The 16,104-nt window shown below is 45.8% G+C and carries 18 protein-coding genes; 1 reads left to right on the top strand and 17 read right to left on the bottom strand.

The window, feature by feature from the left end; translation table 11 throughout:
• Positions 1-58: 58 nt before the first annotated feature.
• The 5 genes from ACWHAR_RS03715 to ACWHAR_RS03695 all read right to left on the bottom strand — a co-directional run bounded on the left by ACWHAR_RS03715 (position 59) and on the right by ACWHAR_RS03695 (position 4,496).
• Complete coding sequence (locus ACWHAR_RS03715) at positions 59-793, bottom strand: hypothetical protein (RefSeq protein WP_007612249.1); 735 nt, start codon at positions 791-793, stop codon at positions 59-61.
• A 19-nt stretch (positions 794-812) separates the two neighbouring features.
• Positions 813-1,016 (bottom strand): DUF2768 domain-containing protein, encoded by a 204-nt coding sequence (locus ACWHAR_RS03710; protein WP_003153435.1) that lies wholly within the window; start codon positions 1,014-1,016, stop codon positions 813-815.
• A 319-nt stretch (positions 1,017-1,335) separates the two neighbouring features.
• The gene (locus tag ACWHAR_RS03705; RefSeq protein ID WP_003153434.1) at positions 1,336-2,373 is read right to left on the bottom strand and encodes an NAD(P)H-dependent glycerol-3-phosphate dehydrogenase; all 1,038 of its coding nucleotides are present in this window, start codon (positions 2,371-2,373) and stop codon (positions 1,336-1,338) included.
• A gap of 17 nt (positions 2,374-2,390) precedes the next feature.
• Complete coding sequence (gene der, locus ACWHAR_RS03700; protein ID WP_032873250.1) at positions 2,391-3,701, bottom strand: ribosome biogenesis GTPase Der; 1,311 nt, start codon at positions 3,699-3,701, stop codon at positions 2,391-2,393.
• A gap of 192 nt (positions 3,702-3,893) precedes the next feature.
• On the bottom strand, positions 3,894-4,496 hold the full coding sequence (locus ACWHAR_RS03695) for a YphA family membrane protein (RefSeq protein WP_012117870.1): 603 nt from the start codon (positions 4,494-4,496) through the stop codon (positions 3,894-3,896).
• Positions 4,497-4,572: 76 nt separating this feature from the next.
• On the opposite strand from ACWHAR_RS03695, the gene ACWHAR_RS03690 reads away from it, so the two are divergent.
• Positions 4,573-4,704 (top strand): YpzI family protein, encoded by a 132-nt coding sequence (locus ACWHAR_RS03690; protein WP_003153429.1) that lies wholly within the window; start codon positions 4,573-4,575, stop codon positions 4,702-4,704.
• Between the two features lie 34 nt (positions 4,705-4,738).
• Here the strand turns inward: ACWHAR_RS03690 and fni are convergent, their stop codons facing one another.
• From fni to ACWHAR_RS03630, 12 genes are all read right to left on the bottom strand, one after another.
• The gene (gene fni / locus ACWHAR_RS03685) at positions 4,739-5,788 is read right to left on the bottom strand and encodes a type 2 isopentenyl-diphosphate Delta-isomerase (RefSeq protein ID WP_032873249.1); all 1,050 of its coding nucleotides are present in this window, start codon (positions 5,786-5,788) and stop codon (positions 4,739-4,741) included.
• Between the two features lie 14 nt (positions 5,789-5,802).
• Complete coding sequence (gene rpsA, locus ACWHAR_RS03680; protein ID WP_007612259.1) at positions 5,803-6,951, bottom strand: 30S ribosomal protein S1; 1,149 nt, start codon at positions 6,949-6,951, stop codon at positions 5,803-5,805.
• 227 nt (positions 6,952-7,178) lie between these two features.
• On the bottom strand, positions 7,179-7,853 hold the full coding sequence (cmk, locus tag ACWHAR_RS03675) for a (d)CMP kinase (RefSeq protein ID WP_015240110.1): 675 nt from the start codon (positions 7,851-7,853) through the stop codon (positions 7,179-7,181).
• A gap of 78 nt (positions 7,854-7,931) precedes the next feature.
• Positions 7,932-8,108, bottom strand: coding sequence for a YpfB family protein (locus tag ACWHAR_RS03670; protein WP_003153420.1), 177 nt, complete (start codon positions 8,106-8,108; stop codon positions 7,932-7,934).
• Positions 8,109-8,154: 46 nt separating this feature from the next.
• Positions 8,155-8,811, bottom strand: a complete 657-nt coding sequence (locus ACWHAR_RS03665; protein WP_032873248.1) for a flagellar brake protein — start codon at positions 8,809-8,811, stop codon at positions 8,155-8,157.
• Between the two features lie 87 nt (positions 8,812-8,898).
• On the bottom strand, positions 8,899-10,248 hold the full coding sequence (gene ypeB, locus ACWHAR_RS03660; protein WP_007409448.1) for a germination protein YpeB: 1,350 nt from the start codon (positions 10,246-10,248) through the stop codon (positions 8,899-8,901).
• Positions 10,249-10,272: 24 nt separating this feature from the next.
• Positions 10,273-11,145 (bottom strand): spore cortex-lytic enzyme, encoded by an 873-nt coding sequence (gene sleB, locus ACWHAR_RS03655; RefSeq protein WP_007612266.1) that lies wholly within the window; start codon positions 11,143-11,145, stop codon positions 10,273-10,275.
• A gap of 131 nt (positions 11,146-11,276) precedes the next feature.
• On the bottom strand, positions 11,277-11,933 hold the full coding sequence (prsW, locus tag ACWHAR_RS03650) for a glutamic-type intramembrane protease PrsW (protein WP_032873247.1): 657 nt from the start codon (positions 11,931-11,933) through the stop codon (positions 11,277-11,279).
• Positions 11,934-12,029: 96 nt separating this feature from the next.
• Positions 12,030-13,013 carry a YpdA family putative bacillithiol disulfide reductase gene (locus ACWHAR_RS03645; RefSeq protein WP_012117874.1) on the bottom strand — a complete coding sequence of 328 codons (984 nt, stop codon included), beginning with the start codon at positions 13,011-13,013 and terminating at the stop codon, positions 12,030-12,032.
• A gap of 105 nt (positions 13,014-13,118) precedes the next feature.
• Positions 13,119-14,393, bottom strand: a complete 1,275-nt coding sequence (gene gudB, locus ACWHAR_RS03640; protein ID WP_003153413.1) for an NAD-specific glutamate dehydrogenase — start codon at positions 14,391-14,393, stop codon at positions 13,119-13,121.
• A 160-nt stretch (positions 14,394-14,553) separates the two neighbouring features.
• Positions 14,554-15,138, bottom strand: coding sequence for a genetic competence negative regulator (locus ACWHAR_RS03635; protein WP_003153412.1), 585 nt, complete (start codon positions 15,136-15,138; stop codon positions 14,554-14,556).
• 151 nt (positions 15,139-15,289) lie between these two features.
• Positions 15,290-16,078: a metallophosphoesterase gene (locus ACWHAR_RS03630; protein WP_032873245.1), complete on the bottom strand. Its 789-nt coding sequence runs from the start codon at positions 16,076-16,078 to the stop codon at positions 15,290-15,292.
• Positions 16,079-16,104: the final 26 nt, after the last annotated feature.

Genomic DNA, 16,104 nt, shown 5'->3' with positions numbered 1-16,104 from the left:
TCTTTTCTATCAAAATCAAAAAAACCTTTCTCCCTATTTGTATGCGCGGGAAAAAGGTTCATTCCTGTTTCGTTTGACTTTCTAAAAAAACGGGTTCCTGTTTTTCATTTACGGTGTAAGTGACTGAAAAGGCCGGGACGAAAGGAGTCTCTTTCCATAAAATATCCTGAATTTCCGCGCCCGGTTTGATTTTCTTTTTGTTTTCCTTCAGGCAGCGGGCGAGATCGACGCGATAGTCGGCATAGATTTCTCCGTCAGCGCCGATTAAAAGCGGCAGAGACGTGCCTGAAACCGGACTTTTGACTGAAGGAGAGTCTTTCATGCCGAGCTTTTTTTTATTTAAAGTGAACAGCCCTTTTGAAACGGCGTCCTCATAGGGAGGATATGTATGCTTTTCCTGATACATTTTGACACGCAGCTTCATGTCACGGATTGCTTCCGCCATTTGGAGATCGACCAGCTTGACGGTCGGCTTATGTTCCACATCGACAAGCACGTATTGGTACATTCCCCCGCTTTCATAAGCTGAGGCCGGCGGCTCCTCTATGTATCTAGGCGCGAGCCGCTTAAAATCTATCGGATATTTTTGATAGAGCGGTGTTTTCATATCTTTTGTCTGAATCGGCAGAAGTCCGCCGTTCGCCTTTTTAAATTCATCCACTGCCGCTTGCACCTGCTGAAGCTGATGTTTGTAAGATACTTTATTTTCAGTTTTTTTCGCTTCAGGGTACAGACAGCCGGACAGCAGAAGCACCGCCATTGCCGTTATGACGGCCATTTTTAACTTATGCATTCCGCGCCCCCTTTCGGCTTTATTCATTGACAGGCCCGCTGAAAACGACCATTAGCACGATCAATCCCGAGATGACCATGCAGGCATAAGCGAGTGAAGAAACCGCTGCTTTTATCAGTTTGTTTTTCACTTTGTACCTGCTGACATAAATAGAGGCCACCGCAACAAACATTAATCCCATAGCACCAAGCGCAAACCACATTTTCATCAATGCCACACTCACGTTCGTGCCCCCCCGTCCCATCATTGTAAGCGTTATATTTCATTTTAATATACAAATGTTGAAAAGATCAACAGGTTTTCCATCTATTGAAAAAACAAAAAAACTGAAGCAAAGAGGGGGACTTTGCTTCAGTCAAGTTGACTATATTCACCTGTACGTCTGAGATACACTCTCTTGGACTTCGATGCTATAGTATGCGTAGATGCGTACGTCTGCATCCTCTTCTGCCTAAATCAGCAAATGTTTTAAGCGATTTCAGCCGGAGAGTTCTGCGTTTTGGACTTTCGTCACTTCAGAATATGCTGACGGCATGGTATTGTCACTTCACCCGGTTTTCGAATGTGTTGACCAAGTCTTCCATCTCATGGGTTTTCACTCTGGCCATTAAGGATTCTACGGCTGTTTCTACCTTCTGCCCGTTAAATAATACTTGGTGAAGCGCCTCTGTGATCGGCATTTTCACTTGGTATTTTTGAGACAGCTGATACGCAGCTTTCGTCGTCCGCACGCCTTCAACAACCATCCCCATCTTATCCAGGACAGCTTCCAGCTTGTATCCTTTGCCGAGCAGGTTGCCGGCGCGCCAGTTTCGGGAATGAACGCTTGTACACGTCACGATTAAATCGCCTACGCCGGTCAGGCCGGAAAAGGTGAGCGGATTTCCGCCCATCTTTGTGCCGAGTCTGGCAATTTCAGCAAGACCTCGGGTGATTAAGGCCGCTTTTGCATTATCTCCGTATCCCAATCCGTCTGTAATCCCCGCTGCAAGAGCGATGATATTCTTTAACGCTCCCCCTATTTCAACACCGATCATATCCGGATTGGTATAGACGCGAAAATGCTGGTTCATGAATAAATCCTGAACCGCTTCTGCAGCCTTGATATTTTTTGAAGATGATGTAACAGTCGTCGGGTGTCTTAATCCGACTTCCTCAGCGTGGCTCGGCCCTGAAAGCACGACGATGTCTTTTCTGTACTCCTCAGGCAGCTCCTCTTCCATTAATTCTGAAATGCGGAGAAGCGAATCCGGCTCAATTCCCTTGCTGACATGAACAAAAATCGATTGTTTCGGGATGTACGGCAGAGCCTTTTTCAGCACTTCCCGAATGGCTTTTGTCGGGACTGCCACAATGATGAAGTCAGCTCCTTTTAAAGCCTCGCTTAAATCAGCTGTACCGATGATAGAACTTGATAGCTCCACCCCCGGCAGATAATCTTTGTTTTCATGCAGTTCGTTGATTTGATCGATCAATTCGGCACGATGTCCCCACATCATGACTTGATGTCCGTTATCAGCCAGCACTAAAGAAAGTGCAGTGCCCCAGCTTCCCGCTCCAAGCATTGCCACTTTTTTCATCTCTGTATCACACCTTTTTATTTTCTTGCTCTTGCAAATATTTTAATTGGCGTACCTTCAAATCCGAAAGCGTCCCGGATTCGGTTTTCTAAAAAGCGTTCATAAGAAAAATGCATCAGCTCCGGATCGTTGACAAAAACAACGAAGCTCGGCGGCTTAACAGCGACTTGAGTCGCATAGTAAATTTTCAGACGGGAGCCGTTGTGCGTCGGAGTCGGATTCATGGCGACCGCATCCATGATGACATCATTTAGGACATTTGTCTGCACGCGGAGAGAGTGGTTTTCACTCGCTTTAATAATCGCAGGCATGAGTGTATGAATCCGCTTTGTCGTCAGTGCCGACATAAACAGCACCGGCGCATAATCGAGAAATTGGAAATGTTCCTGAATATTCTGTTCAAATTCTTTCATCGTGCGCTCGTCTTTATCAACAGCATCCCATTTGTTTACGATAATGACGACGGCTTTCCCGGCTTCATGGGCGTATCCGGCGATCCGCTTGTCCTGCTCAAGGATGCCTTCTTCTGCATTCAGCACAACGCCGACGACGTCTGAGCGGTCAATGGCTTTTAACGCCCGCAGCACACTGTATTTTTCTGTTGTTTCATATACTTTACCCTTTTTTCTCATTCCCGCCGTGTCAACGATTACAAATTCCTGCTGATTGTAGGTGAACGCCGTATCCACTGCGTCTCTGGTCGTTCCGGCTACGTTGCTCACGATAACCCGCTCTTCGCCGAGCATCGCATTGACAAGGGATGATTTTCCGACATTCGGGCGGCCGATCAGGCAGAATTGAACGACATCATCACTGTACTTCGTCTCCGGAATGTTTTTAAAATGCTCAGCACAAGCATCGAGCAAATCTCCCAATCCTAAGCCGTGTGTGCCCGAAATCGGATACGGTTCTCCAAAGCCGAGCGCATAAAAGTCATAGATGTTCGCTCTCATTTCGGTATTATCTAATTTATTAACGGCTAATACGACCGGTTTTTTCGTCCGGTACAGTATTTTTGCCACCTCTTCATCCGCAGACGTCACACCTTCGCGGCCGTTCACCATAAAGATGATCACATCAGCCTCGTCCATGGCGATTTCAGCCTGCTGGCGGATCTGTGTCAGAAACGGTTCATCTCCGATATCAATTCCGCCCGTATCAATCAGGTTAAAATCATAATTCAGCCATTCCGCCGAACTGTATATCCGGTCCCGCGTCACTCCGGGGGTATCTTCTACTATTGAAATTCTTTCACCCGCAATCCGGTTAAAGATTGTGGATTTTCCCACATTCGGTCTTCCGACAATGGCTACGACAGGTTTACCCATAGTACCCTTCCTTTCAATCCAGCCGCTTACATTTTCACAAAAAATTGTTCAACCGGTTATTAAAAATCATCTTCGCTATGAAAAGAACCCTTCAAACAGAAGGGCTTAACTCATTTATTATATCAGTTTTCACTGAGATCACAATGTATTCTTCAAAATGTTTCGCATTCATGTAACAGTCTCCGTCTGTTTTCAAGACATTTTCGTCGCTCCTTTGCCCTGCTTTTTGCTTTTTTGGCTGATGCGCGCCGCAAGCTGTTCATATGTAGTCAGCCCGACGAGAAGAATCACTCCCGCCGAACAGCCTGAAAGCCATTTATAATCCCCGACGGCTGCCGCACCCGCAATATTGCGGATGACCGCAGCATACAATAGCTCCCCCTGGCACATGCCGAGAACAAAAAGACAAAGCCTCTCAGGGAACCGCCCCTCAACAGAAAGCGTAATAACGGTAAGCAGTATAACCGCCGCCCATTCAGGTTTTATGATAAACCAAACAGGATCATATAATGCAAAAAGAAAAATAAAGCCGTACGCCGCAGCCGCCGTCAGATGAATCACAATATTACGGAGCCGTTTATGCATACCGAGGCTTCCCGCATAAACAAATGCCGCAGCAAAAAACATGACATATGCCGCGTTCAGCGTAAAATAAGCCGTAATCTGATGTATGCTTGCCATCATATTAGTCAAAATAAAGACTGATACGTAAAAACGGCTTTTTGTTTTGGCAAAAATAAAAGTCGCAAGTATCCATAAAAACCACATTGACCAGTAATAATAAAACGGTTCCATAATCGCTCCTCCTCTGATCAGTATGGAGCGGGAACGCATTTTTTAAACCAATTATACCTGAAAGGAGCGGATAAGGATGGGAAAAGACAGACAGGAGAAAAAACTGAAAGCCTCCCGCCGGGTGGAATCTGATCGCGATGATTCGATTCACCATAAAGGAGCGACAAGCCTTGAGCAAAACGGGGAATTCCGAAAAAGAAAATCGTAAAAAACAGAAAAAGGCATGCGGGTCCGCATGCCTTTTAACGTCTGCTGAAACGGGACGTGTCAATTCCCCGTTCAGAAAGCCAGTGATGTGTGTCACCTTTTATGACCAAAGGCGCCTTTTGCAATTGGGAAACCGATTGGCATCCGAGGGCGGTCATAATCATTTTCAGCTCTTGCAAAAGCGCCGTCATCTCGTCAAACAGGCCCTCTTCTCCTTTAGAGGTGAGAGCTTTCAGGAAAATGCCCGCCATTCCCGCGCTGGAAGCACCGAGGGCAATCGATTTGGCGACATCCAGGGCACTTTGCAGCCCGCCGGATGCGATAATTGATTGATCAGCGGAGAGCGAATGGATTTCCGCTAAGCTTGCAGCAGTGGAAATTCCCCACGTATTAAAAAATTGAAGCGCCTTCTCTCTGCGCATATTTTCGATCTTAGAGAAATTTGTACCGCCGTATCCGCCGGCATCAACTGCTGCTGCGCCAGCATCAAATAACTGCCGTGCCGATTCCCTGCTCATTCCGAAGCCGACTTCTTTGACAAAAACGGGCACTCCCGCTTCCGCCGCAATCCGCTCAATACGGCCGAGAGCGCCAGTAAAGCTTCTGTCACCCTCTGGCATGACGATCTCCTGAATCACATTTAAATGTATCTGGAGGGCATCTGCTTGAATCATATCAACTGCCCTTTTCGCCTGCTCAGCATCCGCCTCGCTGCCTAAATTGGCAAATATCAGCCCGTCCGGATTCTCTTTTCTGACGATCTCGTAAGAACACCGTTCGGAGGGATCTTTTAAAGCTGACATTTGCGAACCGACAGCCAGCGGCATGCCGGCTTTGTGCGCGGCTCTTGCCAGCGATCTGTTAATTTCGTATGTAAGCTGTCCGCCGCCGCCTGTCATCGCATTGATAAAAATCGGCGAACTGCTTGTGAGTCCGCCGATTTTCGTTGATATATCCACTTTTTCCAATGCTAGGTTCGGTAGGCTGACATGAACAAACGTAATATCATCAAGCCCCGTTTCCCGGTTTTGGCCGGTAGACAGCGCATGATTTATATGTTCTCTTTTTCGTTCTGCTCGTGTCACGTTTTATCACCAATTTATTTTAATTTATTAAGCTTGTCTCCGATTAAATCGCCAAGCTGGAAGCCGGTGCTCGGCTCTTCTTTCGCCTGGTATTGGCGGAAGTCCTCTTGATCGGCTTTCGGCGCTTCTTCAAGCTCACGCATGCTTAAGGAAATGCGCTCTTCGCTTTCGTTCACGTCAAGCACTTTCACTTTAACAGTCTGTCCTTCTTCAAGCACTTCATGCGGCGTTCCGATATGTTTATTGGAAATTTGCGAAATGTGCACAAGTCCTTCCACGCCCGGAAGAATTTCAACGAAGGCGCCGAAGCTTACAAGGCGCTGCACTTTTCCTTCAAGCACATCTCCCTGCTTTACCTTTTCGCCGACCTGGCTCCAAGGTCCCGGCAGCGTTTCTTTAATAGATAAAGAAATACGCTCGTTATCGCGGTCTACGGACAGTACTTTCACTTTTACGTCCTGACCTTCTTCCACCACGTCAGACGGTTTTTCGACGTGTGAATGAGACAGCTGCGAAATATGAACAAGCCCGTCAATTCCGCCGATGTCGACAAATGCGCCGAAATCAGTCAGACGCTGCACTTTTCCTTCAAGCACGCTTCCAACCTCAAGCGTTTGGAGAAAATCATGCTTTTTGGCTGTCTGTTCTTTTTCCACTACAGCCCGGTGTGACAGAATCACCCGGTTTTTATCACGGTCGAGTTCAACGACGATAAGAGAGAGGGTTTTCCCTTTATAGTCAGTGAAATCCTCGACGAAATGAGCTTCGACAAGTGATGCGGGAATGAAGCCGCGAACACCGATATCAACGACGAGGCCGCCTTTCACCACATCTTTCACTTCAGCTTCAAACACTTCTTTTGTGTCGAATTTTTTTTCAAGGTCTTCCCAAGCGCGGTCAGCATCAACGGCACGTTTAGATAAAATCAAAGCATCGTCTTCCACTTTTGTTACTTTCAGGTCAAGCTCGTCGTCAACTTTTACGACATCCGATGCTTTCTCTACATGAAGACTTGATAATTCACTGATTGGAATGATTCCGGACTGTTTGACATTGACAATTTCGACATCTACATGCTTGTCCTCTACCTTTGTCACAATCCCTTTTACTACATCTCCAACCTCTGGCACTTGAACATCAATTTGATTCATTTCCTCTGTCATTTGAATAACCTCCTTGGTCCAAACCTACACAGCTTAATTAATACGGTTTGAAAGCTGAACATGTGAATGTCCGCTTTTCAGCCGAATATGTATTAAAGAATCATCCAAAAAAGATTTTGAATGATCAATAAAAAGTTTTATTAGTATTAACTTCTAATAAATGGACTGGTTTGTCAAGCAATAACATCTTGTCTTTCGAAAAAAATTATAAAGCGCTCCGCCCGAAGTTAACGTGATTTCTGTTCGACGATCTCCAGAATTTTTCCCGCGACTTCGGCAATGCTGAGTGACGTCGTATCGATTTCAATCGCGTCTTCCGCTTTGCGCAGCGGGGAAACTTCCCTCTCTGAATCGAGCTTGTCGCGTCTGGAAATTTCTTCAATGAGCGTCTCGTAATTCACGTCATAGCCTTTTTTCTTATTCTCTTCATATCGGCGCTTCGCTCTTTCCTCTACGGACGCGAGCAGAAAAATTTTCACTTCGGCATCAGGCAGCACGTGAGTACCGATATCACGGCCGTCCATGACGACACCGCCTTTTTGTCCGAGCTGCTGCTGTCTTTTGACCATTTCTTCTCTGACGCCTTTATGCTTGGCGGCGATTGATACTTGGTTGCTGACTTCGTCTTTTCGGATTTCTTCTGTCACATCTTCTCCGTTTACCAGAACGATTTGTCCTTCCGGAGCGGATACAAGCTCAATTTCCGTACGCTTCAGCAGCTCTGTAAGCGCGGCTTCATCAGTTAAATCGGCATTCTGCTTGAGCGCCGTATATGTAATGGCACGATACATCGCTCCTGTATCAATGTACACATATGATTTTTTCTCAGCCACTATTTTAGCAACGGTGCTTTTTCCGGCAGCGGCCGGCCCGTCGATCGCAATTGATAATTTCTTGTCCATAATCTCTCTCCTTGCTCTTTACTCCTCTATGGATTGTATCATGAACTGCCGGAAAAGGGGCGAAAAAATTGAGCTGATTTACCGCTTTACCGTTTCAATCCATTCTTTTTTCTCCATTTTATCAACTCCCTCATATTTCACAGCTTTCGAAATATAAGGTTCAATAGGCTGATAATGAAGCAAAAACTGCACCGCGCCCAAAATGATAAGCTGAATGCAGACCAATTTGACCAGCAGACGTTCAAACGTTTTCATACACGCGCACCTCCATTAGGATTAGTATGGAAAAGTGCGCTGCTGTTTATTCCGACAGACTGTTTCTTCTCTGCTGCAGCTGCGCGCGCATGCAATATTGGAGTAAAAGCTGCTGCGCTGCGAGGCCGATTTCTGTAAATTCAAGCGTCATTTTTTGTTTATCCGCCTTTTCATCATAAAAAATCCGCTGGGTAACAGCCTCAGCCGTTATATCCGCCGTATTTTCCTTGCCGGGAAGAGAAAATGAGACATACAGCTTTTCACCTGGTTCCGCGGAAATATGCTCAGGCATCACAACAGCGATTCCGCCGGCGCTGATATTAGAGGAAACCGTTTGGAAAGCGGTTTTTTTCGCTTCCATTTTGACGGATACATCCAATACTGCTTCTGCACGGACGTATCGGCGTCTTTGAATCCGCTTCATTTTCTTCTGAGGAGGGATGTCCAATCCGATCATCGGAATGGGGTCTTTTTTCTTTCCTTTGATTATGCTTTTAAATTGATACGGCACTTGGCCATCCCCCATAAATTCCGCTGTTATTTCCAATCCTTTATGCAAAAAGACCGTCCGTCCCGAATCCAGATCGACGGGATATGAGATGTGCAGTTCGCCGTTTTCAACGCTTACTGCTTTGCTCCTCGCTTTTTTGGGCTCATTGTTCTCTATGTATTCAATCCAAATATAATCTCCGACAGCTATCATGGGCCTTCACTCTTTCATTATTTATGCTTTTATTAAAGCATGTAACGAAAAAAAGGAAAAGACTTTTAGTCCTTTCCTCCTTTATTTTTATAGGTCTTTATATATAGGTTCTGCACTTTTTAACTTTTCTATTTTTTCCTCTTTTCCGTCGTCCGCATTGATGAACATTTGATACGTGTCTTTCCCGATCGTTCCGAGCATTTCGTAGCAAAGCACTTCCTGACCAAGCTCATTTGTGATCAGCGCCTGCCGCGTCTCCCGCACTTCAACATTTTTATTCAGCTTCGCTTTCGCTTCATCAGCTGACAAAGCGGGAGCCGGAATCGTTCTCGTGCGGTGCGCCGCCAGGTAATCACGCGCGGAAAAACCGACGACTTCACCATCATCCAGCGCCACTTTCATTCGGATGGCTTCCGGATAAATGCGGACATTTTTCTCCACGGGAATAAAAGAAAAGACGCCGATGTTATTATATTGCGCGCTTTCATCAATTTCGAGACCTTTTGTTTCATATCCATTTTTCTTTAAAAACGCGACGGCCCGGTTAGATGCTTCATTGAGGCTGATCTTTTGTTTCTTCACGGCCCGTTTTTGAATCAAATAGACCGGATGTCCGCCTTTTTGGGTAATATCCATATAGATAAAAGACTTGTTGTCGGCGTCTTTCATGCGGATGCTGTATACGTCCCGATTCGTCTTCCTGCCGCTTTTGACCACTTTAATTGAATAATTATGATCAGGCGCAAACCGTTGTGCGATTTTGACCGCTTCTTTTTCCGTAATTTGTTTTCCTTTCAGATGCGTAAAACCTTTTCGTTCTGTATTTGCTCCCGTAAATGTGGGGCTGATGCTGTCTTCAGAAAAAGCGCCTACATTTTTTTCGACTGTTTTAAAGCTGTCAACGATCGTATTATCGCTTTGTTTTTTGTCAGAGGCGAGCGCCATCTCAACATCCATCCATCGTAAATTTTTGCTCATAACGAGATGCTGAACGCTGCGGAGCTGGTTTTGAATGTTCTCCGCCTGTTTGTACAGGCTGTTCAGTGTTGTATATTCTTTCTTATCAAGCGGTTTTTGGTCTAAATCCCGGACGGATGTTTTATAGCTGAAATCTCCTATGTTGGATAAAAACTCCTCCGTCTTATTAAAAGGCATAAGAGTCAAGGGCAGCTGGCTCACATTGTTATGAGCTTCAGATGTTATTCTCCATACATCAATGAGCGCCGGAGACAGAGATTTTTTACTGTTCATCGCAAGCGTCGTCCCGATTTTGTCGTGAAGCTGATCTACATGGTACGTCAATTCATGAAAAGCCCTTTGATAATTATTTTCCGCATGCAGAAGGACCGCATCTTTTTCCTGATGCTCTTTATATCCCCAGTATCCGGTTGCGGCGATCGCGACACCGAGAACAGCGATAATAATTCCTCTAATCATGTTAACACCTCATTTTGCGTACTTTTACTCACAGAAAATGTGTTTTCCGATTCTTTTTATCTGCGGACGTCCCCAAATCCATTTGCTTGTCGCCGTATCAGGGTTGAAATAATAAATCGCGTTTTCAGAAGGATCCCAGCCGTTGATCGCATCAAGAACCGCTTCTTTTGCTCTTTCATTCGGCTGCATGTATATTTGGCCGTCGGCAACAGCGGTAAACGCGAGCGGTTCGAAAATGACGCCGGCCACCGTATTCGGAAATAACGGGCTTTTAATACGGTTTAAAATAACCGCGGCGATGGCAACCTGTCCTTCAAACGGCTCACCGCGTGCTTCCCCGTACACAGCCTGCGCCAAAAGATTGATGTCGTTGTTTGAGAAACCGCCAGGCATATTGGCCGCTGTCGTATTTTGCTTTTGATTTGACTGACCGCCTGTATTGTTTTGCGGCTTTTGAGCAGGCTTATTCGTTCCCGCAGCCGGCTTCTGCGTTCCGGCTCTCGGTTTTGTTTGGTTTTCCAATGGGACGTTGCCATAATGAGTGAACGTATTCCCTTTTTGGATCTGCTCCATTACATATTCACGGTAATATTTTGATTTAGAGATCAGCACCTGTTTGGTTTTCGCGCCGACGAGGCCGTCAACCGGCTTCATGCCGAATTTCTCCTGAAAATTCCTCACGGCCCAGTATGTGGTCCAGCCGTAAACACCATCGATTTTCCCGTTATAAAATCCGTTATATTGAAGACGGGCCTGCAATTCTATAACATCATCACCCGTCGCGCCTCTTTGAATCACTTGATTTGAAAACGCATGAACCGTTTCATGATGATCGAAGAAAGCGGCGGCGAAAGAAAATAGAATGAGACATGCCATAAAGGCTCCTTTGCACTTCATCTCTTCAAGCCTCCTACTGCAAAATTTAAAGTGTACCCGTATTGTCTGTCACGAGGTTATTTTTATGCACGTTTCCTTCTTATCCCTCGTCAAGGCATAAAAAAAGAAACCGCACGCGACGCGCGGTTTCTTCACACTTGGATCATATTAACGGAGCGTGCTTTTTTTGCCTTTCGCAGCCCGAACCACCATAAAAACAGCATAAGCGGCAGCATATAATATACCCAATGATTGAGGGCGGTAAGAATAAAATCGTAAGAACCGTGCAGACATGAAGGCACAGCCAGCGAAATCACAAGCCATTTGACACGGGCTTTTTTCTGCGAAAAGCGGGCTTTTCCGAGATAAAATCCCATAATCACTCCGATCAGCGCATGGCAGGAGACCGGCAGAAGCGCCCTTATGAAAGCATGCTCAACGCCGTGGCCGAATAAATACAGAATATTTTCAAGCGTGGCAAATCCTAAAGACACACTGGCCCCGTAAACGATTCCGTCATAATGCTCATCAAAATGAGCATGCGGATACACACTGATCATCAGAACGAACCATTTCACCGATTCTTCCAGAAATCCCGAAGACAAAAACGAAACGAAAAAGCTTCCTCCCCCCACATGCTCTTTTTCAAGAACATATTGGATAAACATGGTCGGAAACACAAGGACAACCCCGAGAAAAAAAGACCTCAGCACCATATGTACGGGTTCATTGTCATACTGATCTTTTAAATAAAAATAGCTTAACAGCGCAATGCCGGGAGCAATTCCTGCAGAGATGATTGCAAACATCAGGCAACCTCTTTCCTTTATATTCCTATATCTATCGTACCATGTTGTTCATATTTTTACATCTTTCAATTTTTTAAAAAAAGAGCATATGAATGATCATATGCTCTCTGCACCCAGCCGTTTTGATATTTCATTTGCGATCAAGCCGCCGTGAAAACGGCCGTTCTCGATAAAAATTTCGTTGGCGTTATTTCCAGCCGCAATGACTCCGGCGATAAAAACACCGTCAACATTTGTTTCCATCGTTTCTTCCCGGAAAAACGGCCGGCCTGATTCAGCATCAATCCGCACACCGATTTTTTCGAGGAAACCGTGATCGGGATGGTATCCCGTCATGGCAAATACGAAATCGTTTTTCAGCCGGACCGTCTCATTTCGGCCCGAGCGGAAAATGATTTCATCTTCCGTCACTTCTTCAAGACAAGCGCCGAATTCCATCCGGATTGTGCCGTTTCTGACGAGGGCCTCAAACTCAGGCAGAATCCAGGGCTTGATGCTCGGGGAGTACTCATGTCCTCTGTAGAGCACCGTAACGCGCGCACCGGACTTCACGAGTTCCAAAGCCGCGTCCACACTTGAGTTTTTCCCGCCGATCACAGCAACATCTTTATCAAAATAAGGATGGCCTTCTTTAAAGTAATGAAATACCTTAGGAAGCCCTTCACCCGGTATGTTCATATAATTCGGATGATCATAATATCCTGTCGCAATGATACAAAACGGAGTGAGGTAGCGGTCTTTTGATGTTTCTACAAGAAAACGGCCGTCTTCCTGTTTCGTTACGCGCTCCACTGTTTCAAAGGCGTTTACGCGCAGCTCTTTTCTTCTGACAACCTCTCTGTAGTAAGAGAGAGCCTGTATTCGGACCGGTTTTCTGTTTTCCGTAATAAAGGCGACATCGCCGATTTCCAATTTTTCACTTGAACTGAAAAAAGTTTGGTGGGTCGGATAGTTATAAATGCTGTTTACGACATTCCCTTTTTCGATCACAAGCGCGTTCACGCCAATTTGCTTCAGATGTATAGCCGCCGATAATCCGCAAGGACCTCCGCCTATTATAATTGCTTTTTCTTCTGTCATGTCCTTCAACTCCTGCGATTGGCATTTCCATCATAAGTTTCCACTCATATAAAAAATCTCCTATATTATCATAGGAGATTTTTTTTGTTTATGCAAACGATTCGTTTATATCCAGCCTCTGAAACGCGAAGCCTCCGCCATTTTCCGCACGCCGACCATGTAAGCCGCAAGCCTCATGTCAATCCGGCGGTTTTGGGACATTTCATAAATATTATTAAACGATTTTATCATCATATTTTCCAGTTTTTCCTCGACTTCTTCTTCACTCCAGTAGAAGCCCTGGTTATTTTGAACCCATTCGAAATAAGAAACCGTTACACCGCCGGCGCTCGCCAGAACATCGGGAACCAGCAGCGTTCCTTTGTCTGTCAGGATTTTCGTCCCTTCCAGTGTCGTCGGTCCGTTTGCCGCTTCTACAACGATTTTCGCTTTGATGCGGTCAGCGTTTTCTTCTGTAATTTGGTTTTCAATCGCCGCCGGGACAAGTATATCACAGTCCAGCTCAAGCAGCTCCTGATTCGTAATGGTGTCATTGAAAAGTTTCGTCACCGTTCCGAAGCTGTCTCTGCGGTCAAGCAGATAATCAATATCAAGACCGTCCGGATCGTAAAGGCCTCCGTACGCGTCAGAAATTCCGACAACTTTCGCGCCGGCGTCATGCATAAACTTGGCCAGATAGCTGCCCGCATTCCCGAAACCTTGTACGACGACGCGCGCGTTCTGAATATCGAGACCTTTTTTCTTGGCCGCTTCTTTTATGCAGATGGTGACGCCTTTTGCCGTCGCTGATTCCCTGCCGTGGGACCCGCCGAGTACAAGCGGTTTTCCCGTAATAAAGCCGGGTGAGTTAAATTCATCAATTCTTGAATATTCATCCATCATCCAAGCCATAATCTGTGAGTTTGTAAATACGTCAGGTGCCGGGACGTCTTTAGTCGGTCCGACAATCTGACTGATTGCTCTGACATATCCCCTGCTTAGTCTTTCAAGCTCTCTGAATGACATATTTCTCGGATCACAAACAATTCCGCCTTTACCACCGCCATAAGGAAGATCAATAATTCCGCATTTTAAACTCATCCAGATGGAAAGTGCTTTCACCTCTTTTTCAGTTACATTCGGGTGAAAACGAATGCCGCCTTTTGTCGGACCTACGGAATCATTGTGCTGCGCACGATAGCCTGTGAATATTTTCACAGACCCGTCATCCATCCGAACAGGAATTTTAACCGTTAATAATCTGAGCGGCTCTTTCAGCAGTTCATACACTTCTTCTGGATACCCCAATTTTTCCAGAGCTTTATGTATTACGGTTTGGGTTGATTTTAATACATCATGTTTGTCTTCTTCATTATGACCGGTGAATCGATCGGCTGCCATTTGAGTTAACCTCCTAAAATCTTCTGTTTCTCTCATGCTCCCTTTCAGTGACTAGTATACACCTTCAATATCTCCGTGCATAGAAGAAAGACAATGATTTTTCCATTATTTCGCTTAAAAAAAGACGGCCGCTGAAAACAGCTGCCGTTTCAAATCTTTTTTATGAAAAATGTTTCTGGATGGTCTCCACAGCATTGCCGTCCATGATGAGTTTTCCGTACTCATGGAGCCTGTAAATCGTAATTGTCGCCGGGTGTCCGTATTCAGCCAGCACCGCGATGACGCCTTCGGCGGAACGGGAGCCGAGGTCTTCAAGGCTTACATAGTATTGGTTCTCATAGTGGTAGACGGTGCCGCCGGTAATCCCGATTCGGTGAAGGCTTCCGGCAAGCTGAATGATATCTTCAAACGAATGGAACTGATAAATAATATCCGGGCTTTCGTCAAGTTTGACCTGCATCTCGATATAATCATCGTCATATTCGTCATCTTCTGCGTCCGCGTCATGATTTTTCGTTACAATCACAACCATGCCTTGTGCCTGAAGAGAATATACTTCCACCGCGATCGGACCATTCGCTTCAAAGCCGAGCTCTGTATTTGCTTCATTCATCATATCTTTAAATAACTGGTGGACTTTAAACGAGTCCTTCCAGAGGTCTTCTTTTGTCAGTCCCCGATCAGTCAGATCGTCGAGGGTTAAAAAGATTTTAATCTTATTATAGTTCAGACGCTCAAGCCGCATAATGTTCCCTCCTGCCTCTTCTTGCACACAAATCATATAACACAGTATATGAATAAATGAGTCATAGGTTCTTAATTTGTTATCAGTTTACACTGTGTACAGCGGGAAGACAAGCAGAATGCCGTTTTTTATCACAGCGGCCGGGTTTGTTTCAGGAAGACGGCTCATCCGGTCCGCACAGCGTAATCATATGCGTCTCCGGTTTCGCCCCGAGCCTCAGCGGAACTTTTGTCGTCCCGTAGCCGTTGCTGATCAGGTAATGCGCTTTTTTTACCGTTCCCGTCCCGCCCAATTCGTACGGCCCGAACCGGCCGAAACGGATTTGACCGCCATGCGTATGGCCGCTGAACACAGCGTCAATCCCGTCTGACTCCCTCATTTGCTCATGGATGTCCGGGTTATGGCAAAGCAGGAGGTTTACTTTGTCAGCATCCGTATATCTGATTGCAGAATCGTAATCATCCATCATCATCCTGATATCATCCACGCCGCAGATCGTAACGGTTTCCCCTTTATAAGCAAACTGAACCGATTCATTTCTCAGCGGGATCACTTTATATGCCCGTAAAAGTGAGAGCAGTTTTTGCTGGCTGACCTCGTAATCATTATTTCCCCACACATACATGACAGGCGCGAGAGCCGTCAGACGTTTGATGTTTTCTTCAATTCTGGCGTAAGGAACTCCGCCCTCCGCCAAATCACCGCCGAGCAAAACGGCATCCGGCTTATAACCTGCCGCTTCGCGAAGAAGCTTTTCATCAATTAAACGGCGGTGCACGTCAGATATAAAGAAGATGGTGAGCGGCTTCATCCCCTTCATTTTATCAAGCGTAAATGTATGTGTTTTCAGATGGCTGCCGTTTGCCGTTTTGTACATAACGGCCGCCATAACCGCAGCCGCTCCCGCCAATGAGCCGAGAATTCCCGCTGTAAGCTTCATAAACGCACTCTCCATTCTGTCATTGT

It is taken from the genome of Bacillus sp. LR--39 (assembly GCF_053613335.1).
The sequence above is the reverse complement of the archived record's forward strand: the minus strand, read 5'-3'. Positions and strand labels throughout refer to the sequence as shown.